We start from the raw sequence: 26140 nt of genomic DNA on the forward strand, positions 1-26140 counted from the left end.
TTGATCAGGGAGTTTGTTGCGTAACCTGGTTGCCACGAATGATTTCGATGCCGCGCGGCGCCCGTGCGGCACTGGCCACAGTCGGCGGCTTGGGCGCAGTGCTGAGGGTCAACTGGTTGAAATGCAGGAGGTTGCGGTTGGTCGAATCCAGGCGCGCCACCAGATCGTTGTCTCCGGCCCAGTAGCGTTGCAGGTTCTTCTCTTCCGCACTGCGCACCGCTAGGCGAAGGATGCCCGACTGGGTCGCCAGCATCAGCCGACTGAGCATCTGCTCTGGCACAGCCAACACCACAGTGCGAGCTGAACTTCTGCGTTGTTCGAGCTTGAGTCTTTCGTCGCTGCTCAGTTCTCTATTGCCCGCAGCCTGACCATCGACCGTCGGCCCCAGCAGTTCGCCGACACTCAACAGACGCAGTGCGGGGATCACCAGTTGCGCCGATTTGTCGGCGTTGGAGGCGTCCTGCGGCAGAAACAGCATCACGTCGACATAATCACCGGGGCTCAACTGACCACCGGCTCCGATTACTTCATCCACCGCCACTGCCAGCGCCCGCTCATGGGGGCGAATCATCCGCGCCAGCGAGCCGCCCGCATCAAAACTGCTTTCGCTGAGCCAGGTGCCCGCGGCCAGTGCGCGCAAGGCACTGCGACCCACGCCATCTTCGATTTTGTTGAAGCTACCGGCGGGCGCAACCTTCACTCGCTCGAGGGTCAGATCGGCGGCGGTCAGGGGGGTATTGGGTGCAAGATCGTGCACCAGCACCAGGACGGGCTGGCGTAAAGAATCATCTACAGTTTGTACAACCGGTGCCGCCACCGACGCAGCAGGCGCCTGAGCCAAGGGTATGGCGGTGGGCGCCGGCGACGGGCGGCTCAAGACAAGGCCCCAATACCCGGCAATCACTGCGCCGATTAACAATAAAACAGCAAAGCCCATAGTCACACGGCTGTTCATGACGGCTCTCCCTTTCCCTCTGCACAACCTGCTCGTTGATTAAACGAGACAACTTCGCAATCAGGCAGCTATGAACAAGTAATTATTTCGCTATTTCAAAATAGCGCAGGTAAAGCAAAACGCCATGAGCCGCCAAAAATATACTGTACAACTTTTCTACACCCCCCTAATTCGCCGCTTTTTGACGCCAACTTTTGGGCTATCACTTTAGGATTAATGCTTTATTACAGTTGCTGGCTTTGAATTTGCCGACAATGCTGTGGGAGCAAGGAAATTTACACTGTAAAGCGCGTGATACACCGATGCCTCAAGGGTGCAAGGAGAAGTCAGATGTTCCTTACTAAAGTGATAGTCAAGACTCGGCGGTTTTTAAGAAGGAAGGACGGAGCGTCAGGGATCGAATATGCAATTATTGCAGCGATGGTTGCAGTAGCGATTATTGCATTTCTTCCAACAATATCGACCTCCGTTGGTACCATATTCTCCAAGGTAGATACCGCACTTTCGACAGCAGCAGCAAAACCCTAAACTGTATTTTAGTTATGTTGCTCATATAGCAAAGCGTGTCGTAAATAAGCCCTTTGTAGACAGGTGACCTTAATGGCTGTCCCTTCCCCAACACGCCAACAGCTCCTTTTAGTGGACGACGAAGAGGACGCCATCGAGGAGCTGGCGGAATTGCTTGAGGGCGAAGGCTTTTGTTGCTTTACCGCCACATCGGTCAAACTCGCCCTGCAGCAACTGACGCGTCATCCGGACATCGCGCTGGTGATCACCGATCTGCGCATGCCTGAAGAAAGCGGCGTGTCGCTGATCAAGCGTCTGCGCGAACATACCGCGCGCCAACACCTGCCGGTGATCGTCACGTCTGGGCACGCCGACATGGAAGACGTCAGCGATCTGCTGCGCCTGCAGGTCCTCGACCTGTTCCGCAAACCCATCTATCACGTGCGTTTGCTGGAAACCCTGAACAACCTGTTCCCCGAACCGCGGATGTATGTGGTTGGGTAACCCGCCCAACGCACATTCCCCGTTTGTTCATAATCAGCGGCTGATAAATAAAAAAGACGGGGGATCAAAAAGACTCCCCCGCCCGCACAGGCGTAAGTGCTGTACAAGAAGTCGTTGGCGACTACTGGCTGCCACGACGCCTCTTCAGAATGCCACCCAACCCGCCTGCGACTTCGCTGACTACGCCATCGACGCCCCCGCCGCTAGCATTGCCACCACTTGCTGAATCGCCTGCCAATACTGCCACTCAAACCAGGGGCTTCGCCGAAAAGCTCTCGGCCATGAACCCCATCACAATACTTTTTAGCGCAGAGAGCAACTCACCACTTTGTATTAATAATTTATAGACAGCACACCGTCTTGCTCGGAGGGGTTAATTCCAAGGTTATAATGGGGATTTATCAGATAAATATATCTCTTTAATTCAATAGCTTAATTAAATTTTAAATTTAATAAAAAACCAAAGTTATATATACAATTTACTAGATGAATGAGCGCCAGAATCCCTGAGATTGACCTCGACTCTGTAGGAGCTGCCGAAGGCTGCGATAAGGTCGGAACGACCTTTTGCGATGTCGACCGACCGCAGCCTTCGGCAGCTCCGACAAAGGTATGTGTGTCGCAGGCCTCAATCCCCAACCTCAAACTCAACCCGCGCCGTCTGCCCGCTTTCGTCAAGCACACTGAGTTGATAACGCCCCAGCCTACCCAGCACCGGGTTGAAGCTGCCTTGGGCATCGGTGTCAGCCATCGGCATGCCATCGATAAACCACCAACGTCGTCCGCTGCCGCCGAGGGCCGAGAGCTTGAGTTGCAGTTGCTCCTTACTGCCGGTCGGCAGCCGCAACTGGTCTCCCTCACGCACACCGACAATCGACAGCGGTGCCGCCAGGCTCGACGGCGGTGGCGGGCAGCCCGGGTCGCTGGCCGGCAAACGTGCGTCGCGACGTTCCAGACGTGGCAACCAGGGTTCCAGCGGCGCAGGCCACAAAGCGACCTCACGCAACTGCGCCTCGGGACAATCGGCCGCCACGCGTAACCCCTTGGCATTGACCCAGATTTTTTCCAGCAGCCCCAACCCCAACGGTTGATCACTGGCCTGCAAGGTCGGCGGCGTGGTGTTGTCCAGCGTCCAGGCAAAGCGCTGGCGACGGCAGTTCGGGTCGCTCTTGCTCAGCGCCTGCCCCAGCGGCCAACAGATCGCGGCAACCCCCACGTTCAGCGGTATGGCCTGCACTGGCGAGGCGATGCCGCGCTGGTAATCGCGGTTGATCAGCATGTCGTGCACTTGCAGCATCAACGGTGCCGCCGATGCCAGACCGAACTGCCCCGGGACCGGCGTACCATCCGGGCGGCCGATCCACACGCCGATCAAATACCGCGGTCCGACGCCAATCGCCCAGGCATCGCGAAAGCCGTAGCTGGTGCCGGTCTTCCACGCCAGCACCGGGCGCTGTACCAGGTCGGCATGGGGATCAAGATCGGGGCGCGACTGACCACTGAGGATCTTGCGCACAATCCATGCCGAACCGGGTGACAGCATCGGCCGCTCGCGCAGTGTGTCCTGTGGTTGCAGGCGCAGGTTGGCGCTTTTTCCGCCACGGGCAAACGCGCTGTAACCACTGACCAGATCCTCCAACCGACTGCCCGCGCCGCCGAGAATCAACGCCAGATTCGGTTCCGCCAGCGGTGGCAAGGTCAACGGGATGCCGCCGTTGCGCAACTCGGCAGCAAAGCGTTTCGGCCCATAGACTTCCAGCAGTTGCACGGCGGGCAGGTTCAACGACATCGACAAGGCCGAACTGGCCGACACCGCGCCACTGAAACCTGCGGAAAAATTACCCGGTCGATAGTCGCCGTAACGGCGTGGCACGTCTTGCAGCAGTGATTCGGAATCAATCAGTCCGGCGTCCATTGCCATGCCGTACAGAAAGGGTTTGAGGGTCGAGCCGGGCGAGCGCACGGCGTTGACCATATCCACATGACCAAAGCGCCGCGCATCGTTGATGTCGACCGAACCGAGGTAGGCCCGCACGGCCATGGTTTGCTCATCGACCACCAGAATCGCAGCCGAGGTATGCTCCGGCAAACGCGCGCGCCAACCCAGCAGCAAGTCCTCCAGCCGACGCTGCAAGGTGGCATCGATGGTGGTGCGAATCAGCGGCGGGCTGTCTGGGCGATTCAGGCGGCGGGCGAGCAGTGGCGCCAGACTCGGCTCCTGACGCGGCGCCAGCAACAGTGGTTCTTCCAGTGCCTCGTTGACCGCCGATTGCGGCCAGACCTGAAATTCGGCCAGCCTGTTGAGCACTTTGTCGCGCGCGGCCTGAGCGCGTTTCGGGTGACGATCGGGACGCAAGCGGCTTGGCGCCTGAGGCAGCACCGCCAGCAGTGCCGCATCTGCACGGGTCATCTGCGACGGCGACTTGCCGAGGTAGGCCCAACTGGCGGCGGCGACTCCCTGCAACGTCCCACCGAACGGCGCGCGGTTGAGGTAATGCGTCAGGATCTGATCCTTGGACAGGTGCCACTCCAGCTGCAGCGTGCGCCCCAACTGGCGCAACTTGCCGAACACGGTTCGCGGGTGTGGATCAAGCAGTCGTGCCACCTGCATCGATAAAGTGCTGCCCCCCGACACCACCCGCGCGCCGCTGAGGTTTTGCCAGGTGGCGCGCAGCAATGCCAACGGGTTGACCCCGGGATGCTGGTAGAACCAGCGATCTTCGTAGGTCAGCAGAGCCTCGAGGTAATACGGCGAAACCTGATCGCTGCTCACCGGGTAGCGCCACACCCCGTTGGCATCGGCAAAACGCCACAGCGGCGTACCGTCTTCCGCAAGCACCACCCGCGCCAGATCGTCCTCGGGCAGCGGCAGCGGCCAAATGCGGTCGGCCAGCCACAGCAGGGCAATGAGCAACAAAATGCTAGCGGCGATGCAACGCGCAAGTTTTCCGAAACTCAAAGCCAAGAGCCTCTATCCTCTGGGGAACAGATTGGTTTTTTCATTGGGACACACACATGCATGTAGAAAGCTTTTTCGAATGGCTCGGCCAGGCGCTGGGGGCGGTGATTCGCTTTATCGTCGACGGTCTGGATTGGTTGTTCAAGCTGCTGGCTCATGCCGGTGGCAATTTTGTCGAAGGACTGTCTCGCGCATTGGGTATGAACACGTCGCTGATCAGCATCATCGCCCTGATCATCGGCCTGATGCTGTTGTACTCCGCCATTCGCTCGTTCATGCGTGGCTCGATCATCGGCGGCATTATCTGGATGATCCTGGGCCTGTGGTTGTTGAGCTGGATTATTCATTGACCCGATACCACCCACTGTAGGAGCCAACTTGTTGGCGAGAAGCTTGACGCGGCGTGTCAGATCTTCCGCCTCGCGAACAAGTTCGCTCCTACAGGATTTCTATCTGATCGAAGAATTTTGGTCACCCAAAATCAGACCAATTTATTTACCCTTCACCACCAACTGCTCCGGCGCATCGCCCGTAGCATGCCAGTTCGGCCGGTACATCGATTCCACTTGCGGCGGCGGCACCCGGTAAGTACCGGGCGTCACAGCTCGCGCCAGATACAACAAATGCGTGCTGCCATAGCCGTCCAGGTCCAGCGCCGCCACGTAACGATCATCGCGAAATTCCTGGTGCTTGACCGCCGCATTCTGCATCGCGCTCTGCCACTGTTTGACCTGACCGCTGGCGTCTTCCAGGCTTGCCGCGCTTTGCGCCAGGTTCTGGTTTTCCAGCTCCAGACCGGCTGGCAACAGGTCCACCACCAACGCATCCGGTACTCGCTGTTTGGCTTTGACCTCCAGATGCACCAACACCAGATCACCGCTTTTCAACGCATTGAGGTTCAGCGCCTGGCCCTTCATCCCCAGGTATTCGCGGCGGATGCTCAGGTTCTCGCCACCCGGCGCCGGCGCCTGCTGTGGATAACCGGAAATCGTCAGCTGTTGGTACAAGGTCGCGCTGCCCTGGTTCTGCACGGTCATCGGGGACGCCAACAGCGGGCCCTGTAGCTTGAGGTTTGGCTGGTTATTGCTCAGTTCTCGGGTTTGATCGCCGCTGCTGAACAGCGCTGTCCAGTTCGGCTCAGGCTTGGCCAACAGTCCACGACCGGCCAGGAACAGCGAGTTGCGCTCTTGGGTCGACAACCACTGCGTCGCCGCCAGTTGATCGGAGAGTTCAAACAGGCGCTCGTCACGCTTGTCCGCCAGCAGGTTGTTCTCTTCCAGCAGCGACAGGATCAACGCCTGATCACGCAACGGGCTGCCATAGTCGGCCAGCCAGTCGTTGGCCTTGCGCGTCACCGCCAAGCCCGCAGTCAGCGCTTGTTCGGCCCGAGGTTTGTCGCCCATCTGATCCAGCGCGATGGACAACTGTACCAACGGCAGCCCGGAGCGCGCGTCGGCACGCCGTTCGAACAGACTGCGCAGCGCGCCCAACGGCGCCTGCTGACTGCGCGCCAATACCAGCCCGGCATAGGCTTGCACGGCGAACCGCGTATGGTCGGCGTTCTCGCTGTAGTTGACCTCGATCAGGTTGCGCTCCTGCAGATAGCGCAGCAGTCGCTCGCTGGCTTTCTTCAGGGCGTCCGGCGGCACCGCATAACCTTGCTCCCGCGCGCGCAGCAGGAAGTCGGTGACGTAGGCGGTCAGCCAGTATTCTTCATCACCGTCCGCGCCCCACAAACCGAAGCTGCCGTTGTAACGCTGCATCCCCAGCAACCGCTCGATACCCAGCTCGATCTTGCGTTTGCGATCCGCATCCGAATCACCTTGCAGGCCCAAACGCTTGAGGCTTGCGGCATCCACATACAGCGACGGATAGAGGCCACTGGCGGTCTGTTCGAGGCAGCCATAGGGGTAGGCTTTGAGGGCGCGAATCTGCTCGCCAAGGTTCAGCGGCGGACGGCTCGACACCGACAACAAGGCCTCACGGCCCTCAGGTTCGAAAGAATCCAACGCGCCATCAGGCAGGCTCCACGGCTGGTCTTTGAGCACCGCGCGATAGTGTTGCAACTGCGCCGGCCAGGCCGAGCGCACGCCCAGCGTCCATTCGCGGGTGAACGCCGGCAGGTTCTCGCCGGGCAAGTCCAGCCCGTCCACCAGCACCTTGATTTTGCCTTGACCAAAACTGCCCTCCGCCCGAACGGGGATGTGCAGCGTAGTGCGCTGGCCTTGAGCCAATTGCACGCTCTGCACAGCGCTGGCATTGACCAGACTCAACTGCCCTTCGGTGCTGAGTTGCACATTCAAGGTTTGCGCTTTGCCAGACAGGTTCGACAGGTCCAGCGCCAATTGCGTCTGGTCGCCCCCGGCGAGGAAGCGCGGTGCCGACAGCTCGGCTATCAGTGGCGCGGCGACCACGGTTTTCGCCTCGGCCATGCCATAACGATTACCGGTCCAGGCTTGAGCCATGACCCGCAGTTCACCGTTGAAGTCCGGGATATCGACGCTGACTTCGCCTTCGCCCCGCTCATCAAGTTTCACCGGCGCGCTCTGCAAGGCCACGATGGTGACGCTGGTTTGCGGCGGCTTGCCGCCCTTGTTCAGCGCCGCATCACCCCCAAACGCCAGGCTGGCCAGGCGCCCCTGACCGGCTTCGATCAATTGCCCATAAATATCCAGTTGATCGGCGCCATAGGCCTTGCGCCCGAACAGACTGGCGAATGGATCGGGGGTTTTGTAGTCGGTGATGTTGAGGATGCCGACGTCCACCGCCGACAGCAAAACCATGACTTCGGTCGGCACGCTGCCATCGGCATTTTTCGCACTGAGCTTGAGTTTCAGCGGCTGCTTGGGGCGCATTTTTTCCGGCGCGGTAATGCTCAGCGCCAATTTGCGTTGCGCGCGATCCAGCGGCAAATGCAGCACGCCCACCGCACGTTTGGGCGTGACATTGGCTTTACGCTCGCCCGGCCGGATCACCAGCGCACTGATGTACAGGTCGTGGCGCGTCCATTTTTTATCCAGCGGGATATCGAAAGTTTTGCCTTCGACGGGCACCTCGACTTCCTGCCACCACAACGGCCCATCGCTGGACTCCAGCAGCAAATAACCCTTGCCCGCCGCCGGTGGCGTGACCGTGACTTTGACCGTGTCGCCATCGGCATACGCCGGTTTGTCCAATGCCAGCTTGACCTGGTCCGGTCGCACTGCACCGCCTTCCGCGTTGTCTTGCCAGCGATAACCGGCCCAGAACCTCACACTGCTGAGCAGACCGGTTTGCGGGTCTTCGACTTCAACCCGATACGGTCCCCACTCCACCGGAAAACTGACTTTGGCGGTGTCGCCGGCCTTGATGCTCAGGGTTTCTTCATCGAGGTTAAGAAACTTCTCATTGAAGTGATCGCTCCAGCCATCGCTTTCCGAGTAGCTCCAGTAATAGTCGCGCCGCTCACGAATCAGCCGCACCTTGAGGTTGTCGGCCGCCAGTTTGTGGCCTTCGCTATCGGCCATCAGCAACTCGAATTCCGCCGGGCCATCGCCACTGGTTTGCTCACCGTCGAACAGTGCCCGGATGCCTGGCAACCGCTCGGCGGGCCATACCGGCTGGATCAAGCGCCGGGTAATCGGACGACCGCCGGACTCTTGCAGGCTGGCTTGAAAGATCAGTTGCAGCGGCGATTTGGCCTGCGCCCACTTGCTCTCCAGCTCCAGGCTCAACTCGCCATTGGCATCGAGCGTGTGCTCCTCCACATCGATGTCCTGGCTCAATTCCTCCTCGCTGATCGAGCCGAACTGGTAACCGGGCAAGCCGGGTACCGCATCGCGCAACGGCCTGACATACAGCTGGCCGGTCAGCCGATTGCCAGACGCCGGCGCGCCATACAGGTAACGACCGTTGATTCCGATGGTGGCGTTGTCGCCAGGGCTCAGCGGCGTATCGCTGCCCTTCAGCTCCAGCGCCAGGCGCTCGGGCAGGAAGTCTTCGACCTGAAATTCGTACATCAACGGTTTGCCATCACCGAGATCGAACAGCAGTTGCCAACGCCCGGTTGGCGCTTCGGCGGCCAGTGGCAGTTGGTATTGATAGAAACCCTGAGGCCCGACATCCCAGACAAACTTGCGACTGACCTGAGCATCCGGACGCCGCACTTCGACGTTGATCAGGTGCGGCTTCACGTCGGCACCGTCGTCATCGCGCAGCAGGCCATTGAGCAATACGGTTTCGCCGGGGCGATACAGATCGCGTGGACCGAAAACGAAAAATTGCAGCGGGTGTGCTTTGGGACCGGTGATGTCGAACTCGGCCAGGTCCAGCGCCGCAGTGTTCAGGCGCAGCACGCTGGTTTGTTCGCCCTGATGCGCCAACAGCACCTCGGCCTTGGCCGGCAACGGTAGCTGCGCATGGCCGGCATTGTCGGTCTTGCCCTGACCGACCACGCGGCCTTCGCTGTCGTAGATATCGAGCTGGATATCGCCCAGCGCCTTGCCGCCTTCCAGCGCCTGGGTGAAAACGTCCATGCGGTTCTGATAGCGATGCACCGACAGACCGATGTCACTCAGGGTGAACAGGGTCGCTGGCTGTGAATAGTTGTACGTGCCCGATGCTCGCATCACCGCCAGATAAACGCCCGGCTGTTGCAGCGGTTTGAGGCCGGCAATCGGCAGCAACAGGCTTTCACGGGTATTGCGCGCCGGATTCAGGTCAAACCGACCGCCGTAGACCAGATCGGCCATGGGCAGCAGGTCCTTGGACTCGTAACTCTGCAAAGTGCTAGCACGCCCCCAGCGGGTCATGAAGGCCGGCAACGATTCGGGCTTGATGCGAAAGAATTCGACATCCACTTTGTCGACGTTCAACGCGATCACCGGCAGACCTTCAGCCAGTCGCGTCGGCAACAGGCTGCCACGACTGGCGAAACCGACAGTGGGTTGCAGGTCGTTGGTTTCCAGACGGGTGATCGACTCCGCCGCCAGCTTGGCTTTGTTCACCGCCAGCACACCGGGGTCGATGGTCAATACCAACTTGCGCTTGGGCTCAAGGTGCCGCAGGCGCAGTTCCATAAGGTTGTCGGAGATTTCCCAGGCACCGTCGACCGTGCCGGATTTAGTGTCGATCAGGTGCAGTTTTTCCGCGAACTTTTGCTCGGGGTCCAAGGGAATGGAAAAACTGACCGATAGCGTGCTGGCGCCATCAACCTGGATTTCCGAAACGTCGACCACGCTCAGCTCGCGACCACTGTAGCGTTGACTCAGCGCCGCCAGATCGACGGCGGGTTTGGGCTTGCTCGTCTCCACCGCGACCACAGGCGCGGGCGTTGCCGGGGCCGGCGCGGGCTTGTCGGAAGTAGACGAATCACAGGCGCTCAGCAGCGTCAGCGCACAAGCCAGGAACAATCCGTTGTTAAACATGAGTCACTCATCGGCAGCAGAGGTGAGGAAATAAACTATAGGCGGGAAAACAGACCGCGGCCTTGAGGCTTTGTCGCGCAGAGCATTGCCGACAGACTGCGTAGGATTTATCTCCAGCAACCCATATCCCTGTAGGAGATTTGTACCAGGCACAGGCTTTGTGAGAGCAGTACACTGCCCGCCCTACCAAGGAGCCTCCATGTCGACACTGCTTAACGATTGGCGCGACCGCACGACCCATCGACGGGTCTGGGCATTGGCTGCGCCGATGATTCTTTCGAACATTTCCGTACCGCTGGTGGCGTTGGTCGACAGTGCAGTCATCGGCCATTTGCCCCACGCGCATCAATTGGGCGCGGTGGCAGTCGGCGCCAGTTTGTATACCTTCCTTGCCTGGGCCATGGGGTTTCTGCGGATGGGCACCACCGGGTTCGCGGCTCAGGCGGCGGGCCGTAGCGACGGCGCGGCGTTAAGGCAGATCCTGTGGCAGGGCTTGTTGCTGTCCATGCTGCTCGCCGCGCTGCTGGGTGTCTTCGGATTGCCCTTCAGTCATTTGGCGCTGGACCTGATGCAGCCCTCCGCCGACCTCAAAGCGCTGACCCTCGAATTCTTCCATACCCGCCTGTTCGGCCTGCCTGCCGCGCTGGCCAGTTACGCCCTGGTCGGCTGGTTTCTCGGCACGCAAAACGCGCGAGCACCCTTGGCCATTCTGTTGACCACCAACCTGGTGAACATCGCCCTCAATCTGTGGTTCGTTCTTGGGCTCGATTGGGGCGTGGTGGGTTGTGCACGAGCATCGGTGCTGGCGGAATGGATGGGCGCCCTGCTCGGTCTGGCCCTGGCTCATAAGAGCCTGCGCGATTACCCCGGCCAGGTCATGTGGCCGACACTCAAGCGCTGGGCCAGTTGGCGCCCGTTGTTGGCGGTGAATCGCGACATTTTCATTCGCAGCCTCGCCCTGCAATCGGTGTTCTTTCTGATCACAGTGCAAGGCGCTCGCCTGGGTGATGCGACGGTGGCGGCCAACGCTCTGCTGCTCAATGGCCTGTTGCTGACCGCTCATGCCCTTGACGGCCTGGCGCATGCGGTCGAAGCCCTGTGTGGCCACGCCATTGGTGCCCATGATCGAGCGGCATTGCGGCGTTCGCTGACCATCGCCACTGGCTGGTCATTGCTGTGCAGCATCGCGTTTGCCGGGCTGTTCCTGCTTGCCGGGCATTGGTTCGTGCAGATGCAGACCGACATCCCTGAAGTCCGCGAAACGGCCTTTATCTACCTGCCGTACCTGGCGGCACTGCCCATGGTTGCAGTCTGGAGTTACCTCCTTGACGGCCTGTTCATCGGCGCCACCCGCGCCCGGGAAATGCGCAATGCGATGGTGCTGAGTGTCGCCTTGATCGCGCCGGTGGCGTGGGTGAGCCAGAGCCTGGGCAACCACGGATTGTGGCTGACCTTCATGCTGTTCATGCTGTTGCGTGGCATCACCCTCGGCGTGATCGCCTTGCGCCTGAATCGCAGCGATGGCTGGTTTGCCGCACCGGGTCACGCCTCATTGACGTGAAAGCTGTTGGTTGCGCAGATCGGCATGAATGAAGTCGACCACATCATCCAGCACTGGCGCCAGGCCGCGCAGTGGCCGCGAAAAAGCCCCGACCAGGGTCGCGTGGTTGGTGTGGGAGAAATACAGTTCGCGAACCGGCACCCGATCTTCGCGCAACCGGGCCGCCATGCCGGCCGTATTGCGCGTTGGATTGACGATGTCGTCATCCCTGGACGCCATCAGCAATGCCGGCGGCGAATCGCTGCTGACGTGGTTGATCGGTTGCGACTCAGGCGGCGAGTCGGGAAAGAAAAACACCGGTTTGACCGCAGCCACATCCACCGGCAGGAAGTCATAAGGACCGGCCAGGCCAATCCAGCCGCTGAGAATCGATGGCTTCAATCCGAGCGCGCCCAACAAGCCCGGATCGAGCGCAACCATCGCTGGCGTTGTAGGCTCCGGAGCTGTGCCCCATCACGTAGAGGTGCGTCGGATCACCGCCGTATTCCCCCGCATGCCTGTAGGCCCAGGCCACGGCGCGCGCGGAGTCTTCGAGGAACGCCGGGTAACGCACTTGCGGGTATAGCCGATAATCGGCCACCACCACGACGATCCCGCGAGACGTCAGTGCCTCGCCGACAAAGTCATAGTCGGTGCGCGAGCCACTGTTCCAACTGCCGCCGTAGAAAAACACCACTACCGGCGCATTGGCCGGGCGATCAACCGGGGTGTAGACATCGAGCCTGTTTCGCGGATCCTCACCATAAGCCACGTCAGCAACCTTGGTGAAACTGCTGCCGGGGGTCAGCGCGTTGAGGATCTTCAAGGGCGAGCAGGCCGTCAAAATGGCCAACAGCACGCTCAGGAGCATCATGTTTACGGCCTTGCTCTTCATGGTCGTGCCTCGTGTGTGCAAGGGCTAAGATCCTCGACCTCGCCAAATTTGGGTGAGGTTTTGAATCCGGGTTCGCTGATCCTCTCCCGGTAACTCCTTCGGTAGCGGCGCTGCCGGAAAGCGTGCGCGCAATGCCAGCCATTCATCGAGGATAGTGCTGTCATTGAAACCGTGACGCAAACCCTCATGCAAATAATGGAGTGCCTTGCGGTAATCGGTGTGCATCGATTGACTCCAGTAGTACGCGTGCCGCTCCAGCAAGCACTGTTGCAGCTGCTTCTCCTGCTGCGCGCCGAGCCGGGGTTCGTCGACCAGGGGTGTGACATCCAGCCGGGGATTGAGCACGAATTGCCGTCCCTGGATATCGTCCACCTTGTCTGCCCAGGTGCCGCCGAACCACATCAACGAATCGATCGGCCCCAGCCAGCGACTCAAGGTCATGGGGTCCATGGCGTCGAAGAAGTAGCTGGCGGTCTGCACGTTGTAATAGGTGAGCAGACCCTTGTAGTGGTCGCTGAAGCGAACGGTGAGCATGCGCCGAAGATGGGCCAGCAATATTTCTTTCGGTGCCTGGCAGACGATGAACAGCCCCGGCCAGTCGCGGGCCTCCTGAGGGAAGGCGTGGCTGAGCGAACTGCCGGGCGTCATGTAGACCAGCAGTGGCCCGTGCTCCCGGACCAGGTCCAGTTCGCCATCGGCCAACAACTCTATTTGCGTGCCGCCGTCCCCGAAGCGTTTTTGAAAGCGTTTGCCCAGATCCGGCATGCTCGGCACGTCGAGCAGCAGCCACACGCATTGCGGGGGTGTCGAGGCGTAATGACTATCGCTCATCGGGGCGCCCTCCCATTGCTCGACACGCACAGGGTGTTTTCTGACAGTGGGCAAAACTGTTACCCGCCGCTTGATGACACAGCAGGATCAGCGGATGGTTGGCTTGCAACAGCTGCAACAATTGCTCGACGCGATGCTGCCGCTCGACCTCGGCACCCGGCCCGACCCGCTCAGGCAATGCGTTGAACGTGATCTGCTCGCCGCACAGTTTCAAGCCTTCGGCGCCCAGATACACTGACGTGTCGCCGACGCTGAACAGCAGTTCACTGTCCTCTTCGAACGTCAGATTAATCCCGCCAGAGACCTCGATTTTTTGCCCCTCGCTGACAAAGGTCCGTGGATCAAGACGCATGCGCAGCGCACCTTCCCGTGGCGCGGGCCCATCGTCCTGCTCGGTGTCAGTCACTGTTTCAGTGTTAACCGCACTGTCAGCCAATCGCGCATCGGGGGTATGCAGACAGCCCGTGACCAGCGGTTGATCCGGGTCGCCGCGAACAAAACTCACCACCACATCCATGCCCACTCGCGGGCGGCTGTCGGGGTCTTGATCATCAGCGAGCGCCGGACACAGCGGCACCCAACAGCTGGCGTAATGCGCGCCCTGCCCCTGGCAGCCCCAGTCAAATTGCACACTGATGCGGCCCAACGCATCGCAGTACACCTGATCAAAAACAGGGCCGACTACCCGTGCGCGCTGCACACCCAGCATCGGAGGCCGAACAGGCGGTGGCGGCGGACGAAAGCCGACTTCCCACGGCGTCGCCCGGAAATGATTGCGATAAGGCGAATCGGAAATGTCCGAGGACATTGCCAGCTCTTCGAACAGATGCGTCTGATCACCACGGTGCTGAACTTCAGTCAGCAACCACAGATGATTCCACTCCTGTTGCGGATGCCCGCTCAGCGGCAACAACAACCCTGCCGTAAGGGTCGGCATCGCGCTTTTGCCTTCTGCTCGCTGCCAGGCGCGCGTGTCGTTTGCTTCGGTACTGGCCTGACCGACGCGGAATTGACTGACGCCCGCCTCCGTGGACGCTGACTGAAAATGCCCCGACGGCCCTCGGCGAAAGCCGGCCTGGGTGTCGCCGAATACCAGTACGTGACGACGCTTCAAATGCTGGAAGTGGTAGTGAATCCCCTCTTCCTCACACAATCGCTGGACGAACTGCAGGTCCGATTCGTGATGCTGGGCGCAGTACATGCGCTCCGGGTAGGTGCCGCTGAGCTCGAAACGGTGGGCATCACCCCGGATACCATGCTCCTTGAGCACTCGGGCAATGATTTGCGGGGCCGACATAAATTGAAAAATACGTTGGTTGAATCGCTGGGCAAGGCAGGCCAGACGTGGCCCCAGGCTAAGGCGATAGTGCGCCAGATTCGGACCTCGACGGCTATGACCCGCACCGTGAATCAGGCCATTGATACCGGTCTTTTCCCCGGCAAAACTCAGCCACGCCGAACGGTACATCAGGCTTTGCAGATTCAGATCGGAGGATTCGCTGACCACTTCCAGCTCGAAGGCAAACGGCTGGCTGATCGCTTCGGTGCCCGTAAATGACAGCACGTTGAGCGTGTGGGACAGGTTCTGGATATCCAGACGAAAAACAGGTTCGCGGACTGGATCGAACATCGGCGCTTCCTCTACTTGGGCACGACCGGGGATTCTCGCTGAGAGAACCTTCCGAGTAGAGGGGCGGAATGCAGAACAGGAAAGGGACTACAAAAAAAGACGAAAAAACATACAGAATGTTGGCCCTGTAGGAGGGGGCTTGCCCGCGATCGCGGTGTGCATGACACACCGTGTCAAACAGATCGCGGGCACGCCCGCTCCTACAGAGTAAGCGTTACGACGACAGGTACGAAGAACGGGTCAGCCCCAAACGCAATGCATCCAGGTACTGGGTACGTTCACGCGGGGTGATTTTGGCGCTGGCCACTTTGTCGCGGTAATGATTCATCAACTCTTCCGGCGACAAGTGCACGTAGCGCAGCATGTCTTCGATGGTGTCGTGAGTTTCGATACCGGCGTGGTAAACGCTGCCGTTCGGCTTCTGGTAGATGTTCACCGAATCGGTATCGCCGAACAGGTTGTGCATGTCGCCGAGAATTTCCTGATAAGCACCCACCAGGAAGATCCCTAACAGGTAGTCTTCGCCTTCGTTCAGTGCGTGGACCGGCAGGCTGGTCTCGATGCTCTGCTCGTCGACGTACTGCTTGATCTTGCCGTCAGAGTCGCAGGTCAGGTCTTGCAGGACCGCACGGCGCATCGGCTCTTCATCAAGACGGTGCAGCGGCAGGATCGGCAGTACCTGGCCGATGGCCCAGGTGTCCGGCAGGCTCTGGAATACCGAGAAGTTGCAGATGTACTTGTCGGCGAGCTTGTCGTTGAGTTCGTCCAGCACCTGACGGTGAGAACGCTGACGCGCTTTCAACGAGTTGTGCAGGCGACGGCACACCGCGAAATAGCACTGCTCGGCCAGGGCCTTCTGCGCCAGGGTGATCTTGCCATCGGCGTACTGGGTCGCAATGTCGCTCATGTAGTGCGTCGCGCGCCAATAGGTTTCGGTGACCATTTCGATATCGGTCGGGCCGAGCAGGTCTACCAGCCATTGCACGGTTTCCGGCAGGGTTTCCTTTTCCGGAATATCAGGCACTTCGTCGTTGTGGCTTTCAACGTCAGTCACCTGCACCACCAACATCGCGTGGTGCGCGGTCAGCGAGCGGCCGCTTTCGGAGAAGATGTTCGGGTGCGGCAGTTGCTGCTCGTCGCAGAACTCCTTGAGCATGCCAACCACGACACCGGCGTAATCGTCCATGTCGTAGTTGATCGAGCTGGCGTTGCGCGAGTGAGTGCCGTCGTAGTCGACACCCAGACCGCCGCCCACGTCGATGTGATCCACCGGCAGGCCCAGGTTGCGCAGTTCGCCGTAGTAACGAATCGCTTCCTTGAAACCGTGCTGGTAGTCCGCCAAGTTGGCGATCTGCGAGCCCATGTGGAAGTGCAACAGGCGCACGCCCTGATCGAGACCGGCCGCGCGGAAACGCTCGACCACCGACAGCAGTTGCGCCGCCGACAGACCGAACTTGGACTTCTCGCCACCGGTGTCCGCCCATTTGGACGATGCCAGCGACGACAGACGCACGCGCAGGCCGACCTGTGGCGCGACTTTAAGCTCGGCAGCCTCCTCGATTACCAACGCGACTTCGGATTCTTTCTCGATCACGATGAACACGTTGTGGCCCAGCTTCTGGCCCATCAGCGCCAGACGGATGAACTCACGGTCTTTATAACCGTTGCAGACGATGGTCCCGCCTTTCGGCGCCAGCGCCAGTACGGCCATCAATTCCGGCTTGGAACCGGCTTCCAGACCAATGGACACGTCCTGGGTGGCGATGATGTTTTCCACCACCGCTTCCTGCTGGTTGACCTTGATCGGGTACAAGGCGGTGTATTTGCTCTGGTAGCCCAGGCGCTCGATGTTGGCATCAAACGCACCGGTCAGCTGACGCACACGGTCTTGCAGGATGTCAGGGAAGCGCACCAGCAACGGCAAGGAAAGACCGCTTTTACGCAGCAGGTCGACCTGCTCGTACAAATCGATTGGCGAACTGCCCGGACCGTTAGGGCGAACTTCAACGCGGCCGGCATCGTTGATTGCAAAATAACCAGCCCCCCAATGGCGAATCCCATAAACGCTGCGGCTGTCCGCAACTGTCCATTGGCTGCCATCGTCTTTGCGTGTGCGTCGTACGGACATCGAAGTCCCCTATAAAGAAGTCAAATTGCGCGAGCCGCGAATAGGGCTGGCGCAGTGTAATGAGTGGAAATGACGATTTAGCGCGCGTTGAACGGTCAGACCCGGAACACGACGCAGAGTTTAGAAGCCGTGGGCTCAGCCACCGGACTTCTTTGCCTTGAAACCCAGCTTCACCAGTTCCGCCAGCAACAGTTCGACGTGATCGCCCTGAATCTCGATCACGCCGTCCTTGAGCGAACCACCCGTCCCGCAGCGGCGCTTGAGCGTCGTTGCCAGGTCTTTGAGTGCCTCTTCGGCCAGCGGCACGCCATTGATGGTGGTCACCGTTTTTCCGCCGCGACCTTTGCTTTCACGGCGCACACGGGCGATGCCATCACCTTCGGGGATAACGGTTTGTTTGCAGGTACAGGCGTCCATGGGCTGACGGCAGTCGGGACAATGCCGTCCGGCGTCTGTGGAAAATACCAGGCCACCCAGGGCGGCGAAGGATGCAGCTTTTTTGGCCACCGGTAATCCTCTTGTTTGAGGACAAAGATGGGTCGGGTCCGGCGTAGCGGCAAACCGACCGCGAAGCCCCACTCAGGCAGGGGCAGCGCTACTGGGTCAACTCTCGACCCAGCTTGAAAAGGTCGCGCAGTGTAACGGCAAAAAGTGCAGATGCTAAGGGCAAATATGCGCCAATTTCGTGAAGATTTGCGCCTAGCCGCCTGTCGTCGCCAAATAGCGCTTCAACGCAGCCAGGGAGTCCGGGCAATAAGGCTTGTGCAGGGATTCGTTCAAGGCCTTGGCGAGGGGAATAAAGCGCGCTTCAAGCACTTCCTCGGGCTGCAAGTTCAAGGGACCGTCCCATACCGCGCTGAACACCGCACACCAGAGGCGGTTCCCCGGCTGATCAAAGAAGAAATGCTCATGGGCACTCAACGGCACACCGCCGACACCCAACTCTTCCTCCAGCTCCCGCGCAGCCGACTCGGCGTAGGTTTCGTTGGACTGCACCATGCCGCCTGCCGCCACGTCCCAGTAGCCGGGATAAATGGCCTTGCTCAAGGTACGACGATGCACGCACAACTCACCGGCAGAGTTGAACAGCAGAATGAAGGTGCCGCGCCCGATCAGACCGCGTTCACGCAACTCGGCACGCGGCAGGGAACCCAACAACTGGTCCTGCTCGTCGACCCAGGCGATGGTTTCGGCGTCTGAGGCCGCGCGGTGCGCAGCCTCTTGAGTAGAGACAGACATCGATTACCCCTGTGACAGCAGTTGGCGCAGGTCAATCACGGCAGCGTTGGCCCGGGAAATATAGTTCGCCATGACCAACGAGTGGTTGGCCAGAATGCCAAAACCGCTGCCATTCAGAATCATCGGGCTCCAGACCGGAGCCTGGGAGGCTTCCAACTCCCGGATGATCTGACGCACGCTTACCGTGGCGTTTTTCTTCGCCAACACATCGGCGAAGTCCACTTCGATGGCGCGCAGCAAGTGCGACAAGGCCCAGGCCTGACCACGGGCTTCATAGAAGACGTCGTCGATCTGCAGCCACGGCGTCTCTACGATTTCCTCATCGACCTTCGGCACCTGGCCCGGAATCACCGATTCGGTTTTCAGGCTGCTATTCAATTTGACCCGGCCAACACTGGCCGACAGGCGCTGGCGATAACGAACCCAGACGAGTCGCGACATCACCCAGCCAGTTGTTCAGGTTGTCGGCGCGAGCGTAGAACAGCGCGCCCTTCTGGTTTGGATCAGACAGCCGCGCCTGATAACGGCTCAGCGAGTTGATCCCTTCGCGGTATTCCGACTCGCTGGACGGCAGGATCCAGCTCTTGTTGTCGAAGTTGAAGCGCGGCTCGGCCTTGGCCAGATCTGGATCTTCCGCCGACTGCGACTGCGACCGGGCGAAGTCTTTACGCAAGGCACGGCTCAGGTCGCGTACCTGAACCAGCACGCCGTATTCCCAATGCGAGATGTTGTCGAGCCACAGACCCGGCGGAAAGCGGTCGTTGGAGATATAGCCACCGCGCTTGTCGAGCAGCGTCGCGGCCACGGTCTTCAAGGTTTCGACCGTGGTATAGCCGATGACCATCTGCTTGCCTTCACGCTCGGCCGCAGCCTGGGCGGCCTGCTGAACAGGGAACAGCGCTGGCTCATGACTCCAGTACCAACCGACCAGGATCGCGACCAGCAAATACACGCCCAACAGCGTGCCAAGCGCTCGGCTGAAAAAAACGCCACCCCAATAGCCTCGGGTGCGGGTTTTAACCGCTGGCTCGTCGACGCGATCCTGCGCGCCGTCCGCGCGCTTCTTCCAGTCCAGCATGGCGATGTCCCTTCAATCACGAAATTCAATGGTTCGACCGTAACCTTACAGCAAGGTGCCTTGTGCAGGCACGCGGGATGTAGCGCAGATTATCGATGCACACACAAATCCCCTGTACTGGCTGTGTGAAAACTACTGCGTTTTCACACAGCCTGTGTAGGAGCTGCCGAAGGCTGCGATAAGGTCCGCAGGACCTTCAGCGAATGATTTAACGCGGAGCGTCAGGATCACTCGATTGGCTTAGTCCTTTGCGGACAGATTGTCTTACAAACAAACCAGTTCCAACCCTCAGCCCGCCTGGGTTTGCGCAAAAACCTTCCCGCCAGAAAAAAGACTTCATTAGTTGGCAGTTAATTGACTTACACCACTCGTTTGAGAGCAAAGAGGTGCTAGCATAGAGCCACCAGTCTTAGCGTACCCCCTCATCAGTAGTCAGGACATGACCGAGCCAGAAGACCCGAGCCGCGATCGTCTCAAGCTTCACTTTGCCCAGCGGGTCATCCATCAGGCACGTCAAATTCTTGAGGTCTGGCAACGCCTGCACCAACGCGAATGGTCGGCGGCGGACATGGTGGAGCTCACCGAAGCCAACCTGCGCCTGCTGCGCTTCGCCGAGCGCTTTGAACAAACCGAGCACGCGCAACTGGCAGGCAGCATCTCTTTATGCCTGGACGCTGTGGACGCCAACCGCGGTCGACTGAGCAGCAATCTGATCACTGAACTCAACCGCCTGATGCAGCGCCTGTCGCGCACCGGGCTGCGTCATGGTGATCGCCTGGAACACACCTCGTTGCCGCCGCTGCGCAAGCCGGTGTACGTGATGTTGCAGGACCACGAGCGTGGCGACCGACTGGCCAAGCAACTGGAGTTCTTTGGCCTCAGCGCCCTGGCGCTGGAGGATGTCGCTTCGTTCTACAGCACCATGGCCGAGCGACATCCGGCGGCGATTGTGATGGATGTCGACTTCAGTGGTCCGGGCGAAGGCCTGAAACTGGCAGCCAAGACCCAGCAAGAGCTGGACCACAAGTTGCCGCTGCTGTTTTTCAGCAACCAGGAGACCGACACCCCGACCCGTCTGGCAGCGGTCCGCGCCGGTGGCCAGGAGTTTCTGACCGGAACCCTGGAAGCATCGAGCCTGCTGGAAAAAATCGAAGTGCTGACCCGGGTCGCCCAATACGACCCTTATAAAGTGCTGATCATCGACGATTCCCGCGCCCAGGCTGTGCACACCGAGCGCGTGCTCAACAGTGCCGGTATCGTTACCCGGACCCTGCTCGACCCGATCCAGGCCATGGCCGAACTCGCGGAGTTCCAGCCAGACCTGATCATTCTCGACATGTACATGCCCGGCTGCACCGGCACCGAACTGGCCAAGGTGATTCGACATAACGATCGCTACGTCAGCGTGCCGATCATTTACCTGTCGGCGGAAGACGATCTGGACAAGCAGCTCGACGCCATGAGCGAAGGCGGTGATGACTTCCTGACCAAGCCGATCAAGCCGCGCCACCTGATCACCACCGTGCGCAACCGCGCGGCTCGGGCGCGTAATCTCAAGTCGCGCATGGTCCGCGACAGCCTGACCGGTTTGTACAACCACACCCACATCCTGCAATTGCTGGAAGACTGCAGCTTTCGCGCGCGCCGTGAAAGCAAGCCTCTGAGCTTTGCCATGCTCGATATTGACCACTTTAAACGCGTCAACGACACCCACGGCCATCCCATGGGCGACCGGGTGATCAAGAGTCTGGCGCTGTTCCTCAAGCAACGCCTGCGCAAAACCGACTATATCGGCCGTTACGGTGGTGAAGAGTTTGCCGTGGTGATGCCCGACACCGAACTGAGCAGCGCCTATAAGGTGCTAGACGAGATTCGTCAGCGCTTCGCTGAAATCCACTACCCGGCGCAACCGGTGGACTTGTCCTGCACCTTTAGTGCCGGGGTAGTGGAATTGTCTGACGACGCGGACAGCCTGATGTTGGCAACGCTGGCTGATGATGCGCTGTACCGGGCGAAAGATGCGGGGCGTAATCAGGTGCACGCGGGACGATTGAAGGTTAACGCCACGTTCTTGGAAGAACTGGCGGACGCGGTAGTTCTCCAGTAGCGCATCTGACACAAGGCATTACAAGTCCCGACCCAGCACAAGCCGAAACACTCCGCTATCATGCCGGGACTTTCGACCTGCGAGATCGCTATGCGCCGCCTGCTTTGCCTGATGCTGTTGAGCCTTGCCCTGCCGGCCGTCGGCGCGAGTTTGTTGGACAGCCGCCCCAGCGCCACGCTGGGTTCTTCGTCCTTGAGCAACAGCAGTGACTTCCTGCCGGTTCATGAAGCCTTTCGCCTGAGCCTGATCGAAGCGACGCCGAAATCGATCAAACTGCGTTTCGTGCCTACCGAAGGTTATTACCTCTACCGCCACCGTTTTCAGTTCCACGCCGAGCCCGCCGACATCGGCCTTGAAACCGCACAACTGCCTGCCGGCGAGAAGAAACACGACGAATTCTTCGGCGACGTCGAGGTGTATCACGGCATCCTCGATGTCGAAATTCCGCGCAAGGCTGGCGATAACCGGGCGTTTACCTTGGCGGTGACCTATCAGGGGTGCGCCGACAAAGGTCTGTGCTATCCGCCTGAAACCGAGCGCCTCGCTATCGGCGATATTGGCGCTACCACAACTCCCAGCGTGTGGAGCTGGAAAGAATTGGCGCTGTTTTTCCTCGCGGGGATCGGCCTGACCTTCACCCCGTGCGTGCTGCCGATGCTGCCGATTTTGTCTGGCGTGGTCTTGCGCGGACAGGTCGGGGGGTTGCGTGGTTTCAGTCTGTCGCTGGCCTACGTGCTGCCAATGGCGCTCTGTTTTGCAGTACTTGGCGCCCTGATGGGCATGTTCGGCGCCAGCCTGAATCTTCAGGCAAGGCTGCAGTCAGCCTGGGTTCTGGTGCCTTTTGCGGCGTTCTTCGTGGTATTTGCCATCGCCATGTTCGGCCTGTTTGAGCTGCGCCTGCCGCAGTTCATCAGCAGTCGACTAGATCGAATTGCCGGTAAGACCGAAGGCGGATCATTGTGGGGCGCAGCCGTACTGGGTGTCGTCTCCAGCCTGCTGGTGTCGCCGTGCGTTTCCGCGCCATTGGCAGGTGCACTCCTCTATATCAGCGCCAGTGGCGATGCGCTGGGCGGTGCCTTGAAGTTATTTGCCCTCGGACTGGGCATGGGCGCGCCGTTATTAGTCGTCGCTACTGGCGGCGCCGCCTGGCTGCCGAAAAGCGGCCCGTGGCTGGTTACGGTGAAAAATATCATCGGTGTTTTACTGCTGGCGGTGGCCATCGGCCTGATCAGCAGAGTCATTCCAGGCGAGTTCACTTTGCTGTTGCTGGGCACGCTATGGGCTGGCGTGGCGCTGTTTTTGCGCACGCTGGAATTTACTCAAAAGACGCCCGTAGAGCGCTTCGCACAATTACTAGGTCTGCTGTTGCTGGTCTATGCCCTCGCCTGCTGGTACGGCGCCCTCACTGGGCAAACGGACCCATTGCGCCCGTTAGGTCGCACACCCGGCGCCTTGATGACCAATAACACCGCGGCACCCGCCGCCGGAACCTGGCAAACCATCACCAGCCCCGCCGAGCTGGAAAAAGCACTCAGCGAAGCCAAAAACGCCGGTCAACCGCTGCTATTGGACTGGTACGCCGACTGGTGCATCAGTTGCAAAGTCATCGAGCACGAAGTTTTGCCCGATCCAGAGGTCAACCGCCAACTTAGCGGCTATCGTCTGATTCGATTCGACATGACCGAAAGCAACAGTGAACAGCGTGCCTTGCTCGATCGCTACAAACTGTTCGGCCCACCCGCTCTGTTGTTTTTCGGCAAAAATGGAGCCGAACTTGCAGATATTCGGATCGTCGGCGAAATCGGCACCACCGACTTCATTGCGCGCATCGTGAAGGCAAATGACCAAATTTAATCATTGAGTCACAAACTTCGCGCGAACATCGGACATCGTGCTGGCTATTGCAGTTAACTGGACAGTCCGCTCAGGTTTACGGCATAGTCGCTGCGCATCACTGCCTGCATACATGACAAGGAACACTGGATGGCGACGCTTTTGGTTCTTCACGGACCCAACCTGAACCTGCTCGGAACCCGCGAGCCAGGCGTCTACGGTGCTACAACGCTGGCGCAGATCAATCAGGATCTGGAAAAGCGCGCCCGTGACGGTGGCCACCACCTGCTCTATCTGCAAAGCAATGCCGAGTACGAGTTGATCGACCGGATTCACGCCGCTCGCGATGAAGGCGTGGATTTTATTTTGATCAATCCAGCAGCTTTTACGCACACAAGTGTCGCATTACGTGACGCGCTGCTGGCGGTGAGCATCCCATTCATCGAAGTGCATCTCTCGAACGTGCACAAACGAGAACCTTTTCGCCATCACTCTTACTTTTCAGATGTTGCTGTAGGAGTGATCTGCGGCCTTGGCGCCAGCGGTTATCGACTGGCCCTGGAGGCCGCCCTGGAACAGCTTGAACAACAAGCTAAACGCCCCTGACCGACCCTTGGGAGTTGACGATTCATGGATATCCGTAAAGTTAAGAAACTGATTGAGCTGCTGGAAGAGTCCGGCATCGATGAACTCGAGATCCGTGAAGGTGAAGAGTCCGTTCGCATCAGCCGTCACAGCAAAACCCCTGCTCAGCAGTACTACGCGCCAGCTCCAATGGCTGCTCCGGTTGCCGCGCCAGTCGCGGCCGCCGCTCCAGCCGTCGCTGAAGCACCTGCCGCGCCGAAACTCAACGGTACCGTGGTCAAGTCGCCGATGGTGGGTACGTTCTACCGCACCCCGGCCCCGACTTCGCCTGCTTTCGTTGAAGTGGGTCAAACCGTGAAGGTAGGCCAAACCATCTGCATCGTCGAAGCCATGAAAATGATGAACCACATCCAGGCTGAAGTCAGCGGTGTGATCGAATCCATTCTGGTAGAAAACGGTCAGCCGGTTGAGTACGACCAGCCGCTGTTCACCATCGTTTGAACCGCGGAGAGACAACGATGTTGAAACCTGCGAAGTTGGAAAAAGTTCTGATCGCCAACCGCGGTGAAATCGCCTTGCGGATCCTGCGTGCCTGTAAAGAAATGGGCATCAAGACCGTTGCGGTTTACTCAACTGCCGACAAAGACCTGATGCACCTGGGTCTGGCTGATGAGAGCGTTTGCATCGGTCCTGCTCCTGCCAACCTGTCTTACCTGCATATCCCGGCAATCATCGCGGCCGCCGAAGTCACTGGCGCCACGGCGATTCACCCTGGCTATGGTTTCCTCGCGGAAAACGCCGATTTCGCCGAACAGGTGGAAAAATCCGGTTTCGCCTTCATTGGCCCGAAAGCCGACACCATTCGCCTGATGGGCGACAAGGTATCGGCCAAGGACGCCATGAAGCGTGCAGGCGTTCCAACGGTTCCAGGTTCCGACGGCCCGTTGCCGGAAGACGAAGAAACCGCGCTACGCATCGGCCGCGAAGTCGGCTACCCGGTGATCATCAAAGCCGCTGGCGGCGGCGGTGGTCGCGGCATGCGCGAAGTGCATCGCGAAGAAGACCTGATCGAAGCAGCCAAGCAAACCCGCGCCGAAGCGGCTGCCTGGTTCAGCAACCCGATGGTCTATCTGGAAAAATTCCTGACCGACCCACGTCACGTGGAAGTTCAGGTGCTGTCCGATGGCCAGGGTCATGCGATCCACCTGGGCGACCGTGACTGCTCGCTGCAACGCCGCCACCAGAAAGTGCTTGAAGAAGCACCGGCGCCTGGCATCGACGAAACCGCACGTCAGGAAGTTCTGGCGCGCTGCGTCAAGGCTTGCATCGACATCGGCTACCGCGGCGCCGGCACGTTCGAGTTCCTTTACGAGAACGGCCGCTTCTACTTCATCGAAATGAACACCCGTGTTCAGGTGGAGCACCCGGTATCGGAAATGGTCACCGGCATCGACATCCTCAAGGAGATGCTCAGCATCGCCGCTGGCAACCCGCTGTCGTTCACCCAGGATGACGTCGTCATTCGTGGGCACGCGCTGGAATGCCGGATCAATGCTGAAGACCCGAAAACCTTCATTCCCAGCCCAGGCATGGTCAAGCATTTCCATGCACCAGGCGGCAATGGTGTTCGGGTCGACTCGCACCTCTACAGTGGTTACAAAGTTCCGCCGAACTACGATTCGTTGATCGGCAAACTGATCACCTGGGGCGCAACCCGTGACGAAGCCATGGCGCGCATGCGCAATGCTTTGGACGAGATCGTGGTCGACGGGATCAAGACCAACATCCCGCTGCACCGCAATCTGACCCGTGATGCTGGCTTCTGCGAAGGCGGAGTCAACATTCACTACCTGGAACACAAACTGGCTAACGAATAAGCCACAAAGTGTTGCAGACCAACAAAGCCGCCTAACCGCGGCTTTGTTGTTTTTTGCCCTTGCCCCT

Annotated in this window: 17 protein-coding genes and 2 pseudogenes; 9 read left to right on the top strand and 10 right to left on the bottom strand. The window is 59.5% G+C overall.

The annotated features are described in order from the left end of the window. Window positions 1-4: 4 nt before the first annotated feature. Window positions 5-955, bottom strand: coding sequence for a Flp pilus assembly protein CpaB (cpaB, locus tag ACF0H7_RS28235; RefSeq protein WP_397450089.1), 951 nt, complete (start codon window positions 953-955; stop codon window positions 5-7). Window positions 956-1285: 330 nt separating this feature from the next. On the opposite strand from cpaB, the gene ACF0H7_RS28240 reads away from it, so the two are divergent. Next, window positions 1286-1483, top strand: a complete 198-nt coding sequence (locus ACF0H7_RS28240; protein ID WP_397450090.1) for a Flp family type IVb pilin — start codon at window positions 1286-1288, stop codon at window positions 1481-1483. Window positions 1484-1555: 72 nt separating this feature from the next. Beyond that, the gene (locus ACF0H7_RS28245; RefSeq protein WP_397450091.1) at window positions 1556-1966 is read left to right on the top strand and encodes a response regulator; all 411 of its coding nucleotides are present in this window, start codon (window positions 1556-1558) and stop codon (window positions 1964-1966) included. Between the two features lie 628 nt (window positions 1967-2594). Here ACF0H7_RS28245 and pbpC read toward each other — a convergent pair. Further along, on the bottom strand, window positions 2595-4931 hold the full coding sequence (gene pbpC / locus ACF0H7_RS28250) for a peptidoglycan glycosyltransferase PbpC (RefSeq protein ID WP_397450092.1): 2337 nt from the start codon (window positions 4929-4931) through the stop codon (window positions 2595-2597). 50 nt (window positions 4932-4981) lie between these two features. Here pbpC and ACF0H7_RS28255 point away from each other — a divergent pair, with 50 nt between their 5' ends. Then, the gene (locus ACF0H7_RS28255) at window positions 4982-5275 is read left to right on the top strand and encodes a hypothetical protein (RefSeq protein ID WP_397450093.1); all 294 of its coding nucleotides are present in this window, start codon (window positions 4982-4984) and stop codon (window positions 5273-5275) included. A 141-nt stretch (window positions 5276-5416) separates the two neighbouring features. Here ACF0H7_RS28255 and ACF0H7_RS28260 read toward each other — a convergent pair whose 3' ends face one another. Next, the gene (locus tag ACF0H7_RS28260; protein WP_397450094.1) at window positions 5417-10330 is read right to left on the bottom strand and encodes an alpha-2-macroglobulin family protein; all 4914 of its coding nucleotides are present in this window, start codon (window positions 10328-10330) and stop codon (window positions 5417-5419) included. A 199-nt stretch (window positions 10331-10529) separates the two neighbouring features. On the opposite strand from ACF0H7_RS28260, the gene ACF0H7_RS28265 reads away from it, so the two are divergent. After that, on the top strand, window positions 10530-11891 hold the full coding sequence (locus tag ACF0H7_RS28265; protein ID WP_397450095.1) for an MATE family efflux transporter: 1362 nt from the start codon (window positions 10530-10532) through the stop codon (window positions 11889-11891). Here ACF0H7_RS28265 and ACF0H7_RS28270 read toward each other — a convergent pair. From ACF0H7_RS28270 to ACF0H7_RS28300, 7 genes and pseudogenes are all read right to left on the bottom strand, one after another. Next, a pseudogene (locus tag ACF0H7_RS28270) lies at window positions 11880-12765 on the bottom strand (alpha/beta hydrolase). The gene ACF0H7_RS28265 and the pseudogene ACF0H7_RS28270 sit on opposite strands and share 12 nt — an antisense overlap. Window positions 12766-12789: 24 nt before the next feature. Then, window positions 12790-13596: a DUF4123 domain-containing protein gene (locus ACF0H7_RS28275; RefSeq protein WP_397450096.1), complete on the bottom strand. Its 807-nt coding sequence runs from the start codon at window positions 13594-13596 to the stop codon at window positions 12790-12792. Next, a complete protein-coding gene (gene vgrG / locus ACF0H7_RS28280) occupies window positions 13586-15226 on the bottom strand; it encodes a type VI secretion system tip protein VgrG (RefSeq protein ID WP_397450097.1) in 1641 nt (546 codons plus the stop codon). The genes ACF0H7_RS28275 and vgrG overlap by 11 nt, the downstream gene beginning before the upstream one ends. 214 nt (window positions 15227-15440) lie before the next feature. After that, window positions 15441-17354: an arginine decarboxylase gene (gene speA, locus ACF0H7_RS28285; protein WP_397450098.1), complete on the bottom strand. Its 1914-nt coding sequence runs from the start codon at window positions 17352-17354 to the stop codon at window positions 15441-15443. Between the two features lie 135 nt (window positions 17355-17489). Further along, window positions 17490-17861, bottom strand: coding sequence for a translation initiation factor Sui1 (locus ACF0H7_RS28290; protein WP_397450099.1), 372 nt, complete (start codon window positions 17859-17861; stop codon window positions 17490-17492). Between the two features lie 192 nt (window positions 17862-18053). Further along, window positions 18054-18593, bottom strand: coding sequence for an NUDIX hydrolase (locus tag ACF0H7_RS28295; protein WP_397450100.1), 540 nt, complete (start codon window positions 18591-18593; stop codon window positions 18054-18056). A 3-nt stretch (window positions 18594-18596) separates the two neighbouring features. After that, a pseudogene (locus ACF0H7_RS28300) lies at window positions 18597-19671 on the bottom strand (DUF2333 family protein). 439 nt (window positions 19672-20110) lie between these two features. Between ACF0H7_RS28300 and ACF0H7_RS28305 the strand changes: the two are divergent. From ACF0H7_RS28305 to accC, 5 genes are all read left to right on the top strand, one after another. Beyond that, window positions 20111-21778: a diguanylate cyclase gene (locus ACF0H7_RS28305; protein WP_397450101.1), complete on the top strand. Its 1668-nt coding sequence runs from the start codon at window positions 20111-20113 to the stop codon at window positions 21776-21778. A 90-nt stretch (window positions 21779-21868) separates the two neighbouring features. Next, window positions 21869-23632 carry a protein-disulfide reductase DsbD gene (locus ACF0H7_RS28310; protein ID WP_397450102.1) on the top strand — a complete coding sequence of 588 codons (1764 nt, stop codon included), beginning with the start codon at window positions 21869-21871 and terminating at the stop codon, window positions 23630-23632. 129 nt (window positions 23633-23761) lie between these two features. Further along, window positions 23762-24217, top strand: a complete 456-nt coding sequence (gene aroQ, locus ACF0H7_RS28315; protein ID WP_397450103.1) for a type II 3-dehydroquinate dehydratase — start codon at window positions 23762-23764, stop codon at window positions 24215-24217. Between the two features lie 24 nt (window positions 24218-24241). Beyond that, a complete protein-coding gene (accB, locus tag ACF0H7_RS28320; RefSeq protein ID WP_397450104.1) occupies window positions 24242-24697 on the top strand; it encodes an acetyl-CoA carboxylase biotin carboxyl carrier protein in 456 nt (151 codons plus the stop codon). Between the two features lie 17 nt (window positions 24698-24714). After that, the gene (gene accC, locus ACF0H7_RS28325) at window positions 24715-26073 is read left to right on the top strand and encodes an acetyl-CoA carboxylase biotin carboxylase subunit (RefSeq protein WP_397450105.1); all 1359 of its coding nucleotides are present in this window, start codon (window positions 24715-24717) and stop codon (window positions 26071-26073) included. Window positions 26074-26140 lie beyond the last annotated feature (67 nt).

This window comes from Pseudomonas sp. NA-150 (assembly GCF_044336365.1).
Classification (GTDB): domain Bacteria; phylum Pseudomonadota; class Gammaproteobacteria; order Pseudomonadales; family Pseudomonadaceae; genus Aquipseudomonas.

Bases quoted from the DNA above. Each gene is read 5' to 3' on its own strand.
- vgrG (WP_397450097.1), bottom strand. From the start codon at position 15,226: ATGTTCGATCCAGTCCGCGAACCTGTTTTTCGTCTGGATATCCAGAAC.
- ACF0H7_RS28245 (WP_397450091.1), top strand. From the start codon at position 1,556: ATGGCTGTCCCTTCCCCAACACGCCAACAGCTCCTTTTAGTGGACGAC.
- aroQ (WP_397450103.1), top strand. From the start codon at position 23,762: ATGGCGACGCTTTTGGTTCTTCACGGACCCAACCTGAACCTGCTCGGA.
- ACF0H7_RS28255 (WP_397450093.1), top strand. From the start codon at position 4,982: ATGCATGTAGAAAGCTTTTTCGAATGGCTCGGCCAGGCGCTGGGGGCG.
- speA (WP_397450098.1), bottom strand. From the start codon at position 17,354: ATGTCCGTACGACGCACACGCAAAGACGATGGCAGCCAATGGACAGTT.
- ACF0H7_RS28275 (WP_397450096.1), bottom strand. From the start codon at position 13,596: ATGAGCGATAGTCATTACGCCTCGACACCCCCGCAATGCGTGTGGCTG.
- cpaB (WP_397450089.1), bottom strand. From the start codon at position 955: ATGAACAGCCGTGTGACTATGGGCTTTGCTGTTTTATTGTTAATCGGC.
- accB (WP_397450104.1), top strand. From the start codon at position 24,242: ATGGATATCCGTAAAGTTAAGAAACTGATTGAGCTGCTGGAAGAGTCC.
- ACF0H7_RS28295 (WP_397450100.1), bottom strand. From the start codon at position 18,593: ATGTCTGTCTCTACTCAAGAGGCTGCGCACCGCGCGGCCTCAGACGCC.
- accC (WP_397450105.1), top strand. From the start codon at position 24,715: ATGTTGAAACCTGCGAAGTTGGAAAAAGTTCTGATCGCCAACCGCGGT.
- ACF0H7_RS28310 (WP_397450102.1), top strand. From the start codon at position 21,869: ATGCGCCGCCTGCTTTGCCTGATGCTGTTGAGCCTTGCCCTGCCGGCC.
- ACF0H7_RS28265 (WP_397450095.1), top strand. From the start codon at position 10,530: ATGTCGACACTGCTTAACGATTGGCGCGACCGCACGACCCATCGACGG.
- ACF0H7_RS28240 (WP_397450090.1), top strand. From the start codon at position 1,286: ATGTTCCTTACTAAAGTGATAGTCAAGACTCGGCGGTTTTTAAGAAGG.
- ACF0H7_RS28260 (WP_397450094.1), bottom strand. From the start codon at position 10,330: ATGTTTAACAACGGATTGTTCCTGGCTTGTGCGCTGACGCTGCTGAGC.
- ACF0H7_RS28305 (WP_397450101.1), top strand. From the start codon at position 20,111: ATGACCGAGCCAGAAGACCCGAGCCGCGATCGTCTCAAGCTTCACTTT.